Below are 11,010 nucleotides of genomic sequence, written 5' to 3'. Positions count from 1 at the left end.
CTCTTATTTGAAACTATATAGCCTTATCGCGGCTATTACTTCTTACTTGAAACTATGTAGCCTTATCATGGCTATTACTTCTTACTTGAAACTATGTAGCCTTATCATGGCTATTACTTCTTACTTGAAACTATATAGCCTTATCACGGCTATAAGCTCTTATTTGAAACTATATAGCCTTATCGCGGCTATTACTTCTTACTTGAAACTATATAGCCTTATCACGGCTATTACTTCTTACTTGAAACGGCATAGCTTTATCTTGGCTATAAGCTCTTATTTGAAACTATATAGCCTTATCACGGCTATTACTTCTTACTTGAAACGGCATAGCTTTATCTTGGCTATAAGCTCTTATTTGAAACTGCATAGCCTTATCGCGGCTATTACTTCTTACTTGAAACGGCATAGCTTTATCTTGGCTATTACTTCTTACTTTTAATAATAAATAGCTATATTGTGGTTACAATTTCGTAATTTATGAAACGTTATAGCTATATGATGGCTACAACTTTAAAAAAATGAAACGAGAATATCCTGAAAATCATTCGACTAAAATTTTTTTTATTCTATGTAATTTACTAATAAACGTTGATATAAAGCCATTTCATTAAATATGAAAGAAAACACAATAAAATCATTATAGCTATATGATGGCTACAACTTTCACTTTAAAACTTCAAACAAATCTATATATACCAAGGGTTACAGCAGTTTTCAATAAAATATGACTTGTTTTAAAAACATGAAACGTTATAGCTATATGATGGCAGGAAACATGAAACGAAATGAAACGTTTATAGCGGTATGATGGCTACAACTTTCACTTTAAAAACAGCTATAACTCCCTATATATCAGTGTTTATAAGGAATCTACAGAAATTTCTTAGTCAATTAAAAATATGAAACGTTATAGCTATATGATGGCTATAACTTTAAAACAAAAACAGCGTAAAACCCTATCAAATCAACAGTTTAGAAAGATTCATCCCACTACATACTACGTTTCATATTCAAAAAACTTCATAGCCCTATGGTGGCAACAAACTTTTTTTTATGAAACGTCAAATCCCTTGTCGCACAAGGGATTGAGGCACGTTTCATTTTTTTATTTTTCCTCTTAAAGGGACAAATTTCACCAGTATTCGATTTGATATAATCAAAAATGATATTCTACATCTAATTGTGGGGAAAACTGCAACTTAAAATAAAAGGAGGTGAAAAAGATGGCAAAACCTTTCGTTATAAAGAACAAACGTAGTTTGAATGGTGAAACAACAACACCGGTAATTGTAACAATTAAATCATGGCAAAAGTTAGTAGAAGCTTTGGAAGGTAAATATTACAGTTTTAAAGATACCTATCTAGAAGACATTGTGAATTCAATGTCCTATGAAGAACGAATTGCAGATGAAGAGGGATTTGTTGAACAAGCAAAGCCATCTTTTTCACTGAAAATGAAAAAGATTGTAGATAAAGTAAGTGGATTTGATAAAAACGAAGGCAGAAAACATAAGCTATATGGTATTACAAATGCTGATCTAGAAGTATTTCTATTTCTTCATAAAAAATGTAATACATATGGTGAGCTTACGCATGTATCGATCCACATGCTTTGGGAAGATTATAAAAATTATAAAGAAGCATTTGCACATATTCACCACTCACAATTTTATGTGGCTTTGAAGAAGTTAAGTTTCCATAACATCATTACAATCGAAAATGAGTACAGTGGTAAATATAAAATCATCTTAACTGATTTCATGAATAAGGAAACGAATAAAGCAAATGCATATACATTTATTAGCCCGATAGTATTTACCAAAGAATTCTTTGAGTTATCTATTGCAGCTAAGAAACTATTCATGGATGTAGCAATGCAGCAGAAACGCGAAACTACCCTGAAACGTTCTTTATTCAAAGTTGATGAACAAGGAAACTCAACACACTTTGGTGGTATGTATCGTTACTTACATAAGAAATACCCACATCAGATTCGTGCTGTACTTGAGGAATTAGAAACAAAACTTTCTGCTACTGGATCTCCTTTATTTAAAATTTGCAAGTTAGAAAAAGGGAAGAGGAATAAAAAGCAATACACAACATTGCATTTATCTGTACATCCTGATTTCTTATGCGCGAAAGAAGAAGGAGCAGAATACCGTGATCCATTTACACCACGAGATACATATAAGCGTAAAGTTAAATTCATTGAGAACTTGTTAGTTGAAATGAATATTGCTGAATTTGCAAAGGATATGAACCAATTTATTAACGTTTTAAAACACTCTTGTCACCGTCAAATTCGCCAAGTAGTTCGTGGCTTACGAGAAATGATTGATCGACAAGAAGGATATCCGAAAAAGCTTGTTTATACGCTAAGTAAATTATTAAAGCAATCTTCTCAATATCGTGTATTAGACACAGCTGCTAAAACTGGAATTTATCCTTTAATTACACACAATATACCTAAACATGATCAAGAAGAGGCCATTTTTAAATTTGGTACTCATTTTGCTATATACTCTTTACGAAATGTTCAAAAGCTATTCCGTAAAGCGCATGACCTGCTTCATGTGAAATATGCTGTACCTGTAACTATAGATGCTTACCATCGTAATTACATGCAGTATCAAGAGGAATCACTATTTAGAAAATATGCTTATGAGCAAGGAGTAAATATTAACACATATACAGCATTAGAAATTGAAATTCGCGAACTCTTAAAGTCTAGTGGTCATAAAGGAAATCAAATCCCTAGTGATATTCGTGAACTGTTCATTGAAAAAATTGATAAATTGCCGAAGGAAAAGATTCGTGTAATTGAGGTCCCTAAAGACTTTGATTTAATTCAGTTTCTACAGTCCTTAGAAGCATATTACCGTTCAACAAGTGAAATACCACATACGGTTGATCAGCTGCTTCCAGCAATGTAAAGATGCAGCTCTCTATTTTTGAAAAAAACAAAAGTAGAGGGCTATTCGTGTTGGAGGTAACGTATAGAGTGTATTACTTCAAACAAAACAGAGAGAAAGTTTTCAATTTAAATGATCACGACTCTCTATTTTTTATGCAATTCCATACATTGCACGTGAAACAAAAGGAGATATTCACAATTTCTAAGATTTTAAATCTGAATATTCATTCTTTTTATATCATTTCATCTACAAAAAAGCAGAAATATTTTTTATAATTCTGTTGATATCTTAATAATTTTGACCTGATGTGTATAACATAAAGCCTTAAGTACTGTTCTTATCATGTTCTATCTCTAAATCTACTTAAAATCAGAAAAACTTCTGTTAGTTATGTTTAAAAAGTGGATTCTGTTCCTAACTTTGACCAATTTGTTAATAAATTGTGTGTAGTTTTTAAGAAATGTGGAAAGTTTGTTCATAAATCAGCAAAATTTGCATTTATTATTTATTCATTCATTCGCATCAAATTAACGATGATTATATGTAGTTTTTATATAACTACTTTACGATATTTTGTAGTTTTTAATCATCATCCAGCTCATTAAGTACATTCCCAGTATTTACTTTTTATGATTTTTTACGGCTAGAGTAATTATGAACCCTTAGCACAGCAATGTTTTAAGACGATTTTTTCTCTGTATAAAAGTTTTATCTTTTTTCTTTATATATATTAAAGATATATATTATATTAGGTTTTTATATTGTGTAATACTTACTATAGAGAATAGACCCTGTGTAAAACCAATTTCATTTCTCTTAGATTTCCGAAAAAAGTAAATCATACTTAAAGTAGATAGTTGATTAGTGGAAATTACAATGAACTTTGTAATCTCCTAACCATTTAAAAAGAGAGGTGAAGACATGGTAAAAAAGAAATCCCAGAAAAACGCCGAAAAAAAGAAATTTACATTCTTTAAAAAAGCAAAGAATAAAACAACTGAAATATTAGATATGCAACAAGAAAATTCAGAAGCACTTAAAGAAAAGAAGAAACGTAAAACAAGGGAGAAAGTTCCAGCTATAACAGGAAGAAAAGTAGGTAAGGTTACATTTTGGTGTGTGATGGGATTCGTGTTTGCAGGAAGCTCCCTTTCATTTATCCAACTTGCTGGTCCTCCTAGAGCAGTAGCTGTTCAGGAAAAGAAGGAGGAACCCGTAAAAATTAAAATGTCAGAAGCAGAATTAATTGCATATGCGAATAGTTTTGCCGCTGATTATTTTAATTGGAAGGTTGATATGAATGTAGCTGAAGCGCGGAAAAAACGATTAGAAAAATATTTAGTTGAAGGATCCGATGAGCAAGGAGGATTAAATAGAGATACTTTAAAAAATGCTTCTAGTACTTTAGTTAAGTCGGAAGCTGTAGAGGTTCGGCAAAAAGGAAATGAAGCAGAAGTTACATTGAAAATCATTCAAAAACTAGAACCTGTAAATAATCCAGCTCCTGGAACGACTCAAGCCCCAGATACACCAAAAGAACCTAAAGAAGTTACAAGGTACTTCTCTATTCCAATTTTAATGGAGAAAGGGAAGATGGTAGTCCCTAACGATCCTACGATCGTTCATGGAGAGAGAGAAAAGGCCCCTTATAAAGTAGCCACTTTCAAATCAGAAGGACGAGAAATTAATACAGATGCAGAAATAAAAAAAGTAGAACAATTTTTACAATCTGTATTTAAAGTGTATACAGAAGGAACACCAGAAGAAATTGCTTACTACTTTGAAAAAAGCAATATAACAAATGGACTAAAAGGTATTATGACATTTAGCAAATTAGAAAACCTTCGTATTTATGAAGATAAAGATAAAGGTTATAAAGTCTTAGTTGATGCAAAATTAAAAGACAACGATAGCAGCTTAGAGTACACATACACATATGACTTAAATTTAGTAAATAAAGATAACAAGTTTTCAATTAGCTCTATGAAAAAATTTGAAAATACGTTAGAGAAAGTGGAGGGTAAATAATTATGGAGCTTTTGGGATTAGATATGTTAGCTCACCAATTACCTGCTATTACAGATGCAGCTGTAATAGGTAATATTAATTTTGGAGTAAATATTAAAAATTGGTTAGTAGCTCAATTAGGTCCAATCTTTTTAGTTGTAGCACTTATTGGAGTAATTATCTTTGCAGTTAAACGACAAATGGCTGGTTTACTTGGTTGGATAATTGTTTGTGCACTATTATCAGTTTTTGTATTCTCTCCAGACGTTTTCAAAGATCTTGGTACAAAATTATATAATTTAGTATTCAAGTGATAAATTAAAAATCTCTGAAAATATTAAAGGGGTTGGTAGAAATGACTCAAAAGCCGACTCGTAAAGAAGTTAGGACATACAACTCGATATGGGATATTCCTAAGAGTTTATACGGGATAAGGGACTTAACCCTCCCTTTCCCAGTTCCTTATAGACAGTTGGGCTTCTTTGTTGGATCTTTACTTTTAATTTTAATTCTAGATCAGTTTTTACCTTTAGGAAATAATGTGTTTTTAAAATATTTAATACTACCAGGTGGAATAGCATACTTCTTTGGCAATGTAGAATTGGATGGAAAAAGCCCACATAAATTTTTGTTTCGATTTTTCGTGTTTATGTTCGAAAATAAGAAGATTAGCCGCTATAAAGATACAACTGGTAATATTGGAAACTATCAATATAAAACCTTAATACGATTCAAGGATGATTCAATCAATAATAAGTAATTAATTAATCTATACAGAAGAATTATTTTAGTCTCATATTCTTCTCTAAGGAGGGTAAAATGAATCAGGTTGAATTTCCAGTCAAATACTTTCACGAAAATTTGATTTTTAACCAAGATGGCTCTTGCTGGGCGTATTATGAGGCATACGGAATACCATACGAGTTCCGAGGCGATGATGATAAAAATACCTTATTCATGCGTCAACTTGGCTTGTTTTGGAATTTTGATGAAGAAAAGCACCTCTTAATGATTCCTGTTTATCAGAACTTCCAAGAAAAAGCAGATGAATTCAAAGAAACAGTAAGCGGTGAATTAAAAGAACTTGCAATTGATCATACAGATGATGTCGTACATGAGCTAGAACGAAAATTTGGTAAAAATGCAGTAGAGTACCGATATTTTATTGGCGTGAAATTAAAGGTAAGACACATACAAGAAGGGTTTAAAGAAATGTTGTACACAGCATTTCATACCTTTAAAAACACTGCAGAACAGTTTGGGTTACTTGGTGATACCAAAATACTAAAAACTGATTTGGAGATGTTTAAAAGAGAAGCTAGCGCTTTTAAAAATAAAATAAGAAAACATTTGGCTGTAAGGGCTCTAGAAACTAATGAAACGCAATGGATTATATTAAGAAACTTCTATCGCACATTAGAGGCGCCAGTAACTGCTGGATGGACACCTCCCGTACAGAATGACGACTCTGCAATAATACCAAATCAAGAAAGCTTATTACGATTATCCGAAGCAGAATTTGATGTTAAAGGAAGACATATTGAAATGTCCCAGATTGGTACCGACGGGTTAGAATATCCAGCATATATGAGCTTTTTATCTACATCTAAAATCCCATATACGATGGAGTTTCCAGACCAAGAGTGGATGTATATGATTCAAAACATAGATTTCCCTATTGAATTAAGTGTCCGTACAGAAAACATAAATCATCGTAAAGCACTATCTAAACTAAATAAGAAGAAAAAGGATTTAGAAGATCAAGAAATGCATGCAAGGGAAAATGCACAAACTGTTGGATTAAACGTGTATGAAGGTGTTCAGGAAGCTACTGAGCTACAAGCCCTCATACAAAAGACACGTATGCCGTTAGTAAAAACATCAGTATCTTTCTGTATATGTGCCGAAGATTTAGATACAATGCGTCGGAATACAAATTCACTCATTTCTATTTATAGAGAGATGATGATTGAACTAGTAAGACCATATGGAGATCAGTTCCTCCTGTTTAATGAACATATCCCTGGGGCAAGAAGGTATGTAAATGATTATATACACTTTATGGAACCTGGAGTACTTGCGGCCGGTATGTTTGGAGCAACACAAGATTTAGGGGATAATATCGGGTTTTATATTGGAACAACTGGTATTTTAAACAAAGCAGTCTATATGACACCTTCTCTCGCAGCAACAAATACCGTTGCAAATCAAAAAACAAGCGCACTTTCAGTTGCAGTAACGGGAAGTACTGGTTCCGGTAAATCATTTGGAACGAACTTAATTGTTTACTTAGCTGTTCTTGGAGGAGCACAAACACTGATAGTCGATCCGAAAGGTGAGAGGGGGAACTGGACAGAAGATTTACATGGTTTAGAAGGTAAAGTAAACGTAATTACACTAGGGACTGATAGACGAGATGAAGGGAAACTTGACCCATTTATCATTCATAAACATAGCCGAAAAGATGCAATTGAGTTAGCGATGACAATTCTTACTTTCATTACAGGTATTAAACCTGATAACTCGGAAAAATTCCCGCGCTTGGCTTCTGCTGTAGAATTTGTTGCAGGAATGGAAGAGCCATGCTTAACGGCTGTATCTCAATACCTTGAAGATAGTGAGGATAAAGTGGATCAACAACTAGCCGCTCATATTCAAGCATTTGAGAATTTATCATTTGCACACTTAATCTTTGGTGATGGAACAAATAGAGATATTGAACTTGATACAGCAGTAAATATCATACAAATTCAGCATCTTGACATGCCAGATATTCAAAAAGATCCGAAAGATTATACCTTACAGGAAAATTTATCAGTTAGTATGCTGATGTCTCTATCTTCATTTGCAAGAAAATTCTTTCAAAAAGACCCTACTAAATTCAAAATTGTTTTATTAGATGAAGCATGGGCAATTATGGGAACTTCTCAAGGGCGAGAGTTGGCTCGTAAGCTAGTTCGTGAAGGTCGTGCTTTAAACTCTGCAGTTTACTTTGCAACTCAAAGTGCAAGTGACCTTGGAGATGAGACATTTAAAAATAATATCGGTATGAAGTTCTCATTCCGTAATACAGACAGTAAAGAAATTTCCTCAATCTTAGATTTCTTTGGATTACCTGACAATGAAGAAAATCATGCAATTATTACAAATTTAGAAACAGGCCAATGTTTATTCCAGGATATTCAAGGAAGAACAGGTGTTGTCACAATGGATGTAGTGTTCAAGGATCTATACGATGCATTCGATACAAGACCAAATGCAAGGAAGAATTATAGAAAGTCAAATGATGATGAAAAGCAGGAAGTTAATGCAACCTTTGTCGAAGGAGGGGAAGAAAAAATAAATGTAGGAGTGAGTTAACATGGTAAAAACAAAATTTAAAAAAATTATACTAACAAGTCTATGTGTAGGTACTCTTTTCTTGAGTGCGGCATGTGGTAATAGTGAAAAGAGTGTAGGAGAAGAAAAAGATAAACAGGGACACACTCCAAGGGAAATGATGCTTGACTTTGTAAACGCAGATTTACGAAATGATTTGAGAACAATACGTAAATTAGTTGTCGATGGGGAGAAAAATGAAATATTGGATCCTAATAAAGGACCTCAAAATAATTTATTTTACAAAGATTATACAGTAAAAGAATATGTGGGAGATAAGGATACAATTATGTATAACTTTATTTCAAAGAAGCCCCCTAAAAATATCGATAAAGCAGTGAAATGGGTAAGGGTCGTTCGTACAGAAGATGGTTTTAAAGTTCGAAGTTATTCTGGACCCGAACGAAATGAAATTGATGAAGTAGCAAATACTAAACCGACTAATGAGTTTAGTTCAAAAGATTAATAGGTTTCCCATAAAGGGGGAGTAACATGTAATGAAAAAGTTTATTACCCTATTGTTATTAATGTGTACTCTGCTTTTAGTATTTAATTTACTTTTTAAAGCTACACCAGTCTATGCGGAAGAAGAGCCAAGACACTCCCTTATTGATGACATTATTCCGAAAAGTAAAGAAAAATTAAAATTTGAGGAATATCCACCAAGTAGTTATGGCATCGATGTTTATACTCCAGAAGGTGGATTTGGTGAATCTCTTAAATTTTGGAAATGGAAAGATAGTATTAAAGAACAAATTGTAGCAACTATTTTTATATTAATTAGTATTGCATGGACAGTAAACCTTGCAATTAGTAGTTTGGTCACAAGTTTGGTAGGCCAATCAATGAGTTTAAATATAGTTGCCGATGTTGGAGATAAGTTGGGTGAGGTAATATCTAAAACAGCAGGATTCAATGGTTCTTGGGGTAATGGAATATATAGTGAACTAATTGGGCTCATGTTAGCTTTACTAGCATGCTGGGTTATCTGGGTAGGCTTTATACAGCGACGTCAGTCGGAAATGCTAGGAGGATTGTTAAAAGCTTTAGGTATTTTAGTTTTCACTCTAGGCTTTTTTGCGAATTCAAGTTATATCATCAAAGGATTAAACAATTTTTCAGAGCAAGTAAATAAAACTGTTCTTGATACATCTCAAAGTATTAGTGGAGCAAGTGAAGGGCATTCAAGTGGTGTTGATTCCATTACTGATTTAACACACACTCTATTAATAAAGCAACCTTATACATTATTACAGTTTGGCACAACAGATATGAAGAAAATCGGTGATGAAAGAATAAAGAAATTGTTAACAACGACAGATCCTGAAAAAAGAAAAGATCTTATAAAAGAGGAAGTTGAGATTCAGAAAAACAAAACACTGTCGTTAGATGCTACTTTTGAAAGAGGGGCACTCGTATTACTACTAGGTGTTATTAATGCTCCTTTATGGATTGTATTGGGATTATGCAGTATGGCGATGTTATTTTATCAATTAATGTTTATCATCGTAGCGCTAATGTCACCTGTAATGTTATTAATGGCATTAGTACCTGCTTGGACTGGAACTGCTAAAAAGTTCTTAGCTGAACTGTTTAGAACATTGCTTATGAAAGTTGCAATTGGTTTCCTGGTAACTTTAATGTTTTGGGTATCGTCAATTTTGTTCAGTGCTACTGATAAGTATGGATACTTAGTTGTAGCTATACTACAAATACTTTCATTCTTGGGTGTTTGGTTATACCGTAAAACAATTTTCGATGCAATTACTACAGTACCAGCAAATGCAGGGGCAGCAAGAGCTTCAGATGCTATGAGTAATATTAGGCAGAAATATCGTGATGTTAGACGTGGATCTAAGACAGTTGGAAGAGGTGTAGCAGTAGCTGGAGCCGCAGGTGTTGCAAGTGCTGCGGTGGCAGGAAAAGTGGGTAAATCAGGCTATAGTAAGTTTAAACAGTTGAAAGAAAACTATGCAGATAGAAAAGAAAAGGTAGCAGATGGTAAACGCAAGGAAAAAGAACAAATGCAAGCAGAAAAAGAAAAAAATATTAATCAAATGAAAAAAGAAGAAAATTTAGGTGTTCGCGATAGAAAAGGAAATCAGGAGCAAGAAAGGGCTAAGGAAGAAGTAGCCGCAACTAAAGAGAATCCAGAATTAGCAGTACGAGGGAAACATGAAGATAATAATCCTGAAATACAACAAGCAGAACTAAAAGATAAAGAAGAGGATGTAAAAGCGGATGTTAAACCAGTAGCGCAATCAAATGAGGAACTAAATAATAAAGAAGAAGATGTAAAAGCTCAAGTTAGACCGGTAGCACATCAAAATAATGGTGGACTTGAGAATAAGCAAGAAGATGTAAAGGCGGAAGCAAAACCAGTAGGAACAATTAAACCACCAACGGGTCAAACAAAATCAATGGATGGCAAACCGATCACAACACCACAGCCAGGAACAACACCATCACCAGCGAATCCGATGGATGGCAAACCAATTACAACACCACAGTCAGGGACAACACCATCACCAGCGAATCCGATGGATGGCAAACCAATCACAACACCACAGTCAGGGACAACACCATCACCAGCGAATCCGATGGATGGCAAACCAATCACAACACCACAGTCAGGGACAACACCATCACCAGCGAATCCGATGGAAAGTAAGCCAATCACAACACCACAGTCAGGGACAACACCATC

7 protein-coding genes are annotated in these 11,010 nt (G+C 33.8%); all 7 read left to right on the top strand.

Annotated elements, in window-relative coordinates:
* Window positions 1-1,226: 1,226 nt before the first annotated feature.
* A complete protein-coding gene (locus ABH960_RS29185; RefSeq protein ID WP_404449913.1) occupies window positions 1,227-2,936 on the top strand; it encodes a hypothetical protein in 1,710 nt (569 codons plus the stop codon).
* Between the two features lie 903 nt (window positions 2,937-3,839).
* Window positions 3,840-4,946 carry a conjugal transfer protein gene (locus ABH960_RS29180; protein ID WP_404449911.1) on the top strand — a complete coding sequence of 369 codons (1,107 nt, stop codon included), beginning with the start codon at window positions 3,840-3,842 and terminating at the stop codon, window positions 4,944-4,946.
* A gap of 2 nt (window positions 4,947-4,948) precedes the next feature.
* Complete coding sequence (locus tag ABH960_RS29175; RefSeq protein WP_000421388.1) at window positions 4,949-5,239, top strand: hypothetical protein; 291 nt, start codon at window positions 4,949-4,951, stop codon at window positions 5,237-5,239.
* 41 nt (window positions 5,240-5,280) lie between these two features.
* The gene (locus ABH960_RS29170; protein ID WP_000192364.1) at window positions 5,281-5,685 is read left to right on the top strand and encodes a TcpE family conjugal transfer membrane protein; all 405 of its coding nucleotides are present in this window, start codon (window positions 5,281-5,283) and stop codon (window positions 5,683-5,685) included.
* Between the two features lie 59 nt (window positions 5,686-5,744).
* The gene (locus tag ABH960_RS29165; RefSeq protein WP_404449908.1) at window positions 5,745-8,285 is read left to right on the top strand and encodes an ATP-binding protein; all 2,541 of its coding nucleotides are present in this window, start codon (window positions 5,745-5,747) and stop codon (window positions 8,283-8,285) included.
* A 1-nt stretch (window position 8,286) separates the two neighbouring features.
* Window positions 8,287-8,769 carry a hypothetical protein gene (locus ABH960_RS29160; RefSeq protein WP_404449906.1) on the top strand — a complete coding sequence of 161 codons (483 nt, stop codon included), beginning with the start codon at window positions 8,287-8,289 and terminating at the stop codon, window positions 8,767-8,769.
* A 31-nt stretch (window positions 8,770-8,800) separates the two neighbouring features.
* Window positions 8,801-11,010 (top strand): CD3337/EF1877 family mobilome membrane protein (locus tag ABH960_RS29155; RefSeq protein WP_404449903.1); only part of this gene is annotated, 2,210 nt, incomplete at its 3' end.

Origin of the sequence: Bacillus sp. RC252 (assembly GCF_044909215.1) — a bacterium.
In the GTDB taxonomy this organism is placed as follows: domain Bacteria; phylum Bacillota; class Bacilli; order Bacillales; family Bacillaceae_G; genus Bacillus_A; species Bacillus_A mycoides.
This window is presented reverse-complemented; position numbering and strand designations above follow the sequence as displayed.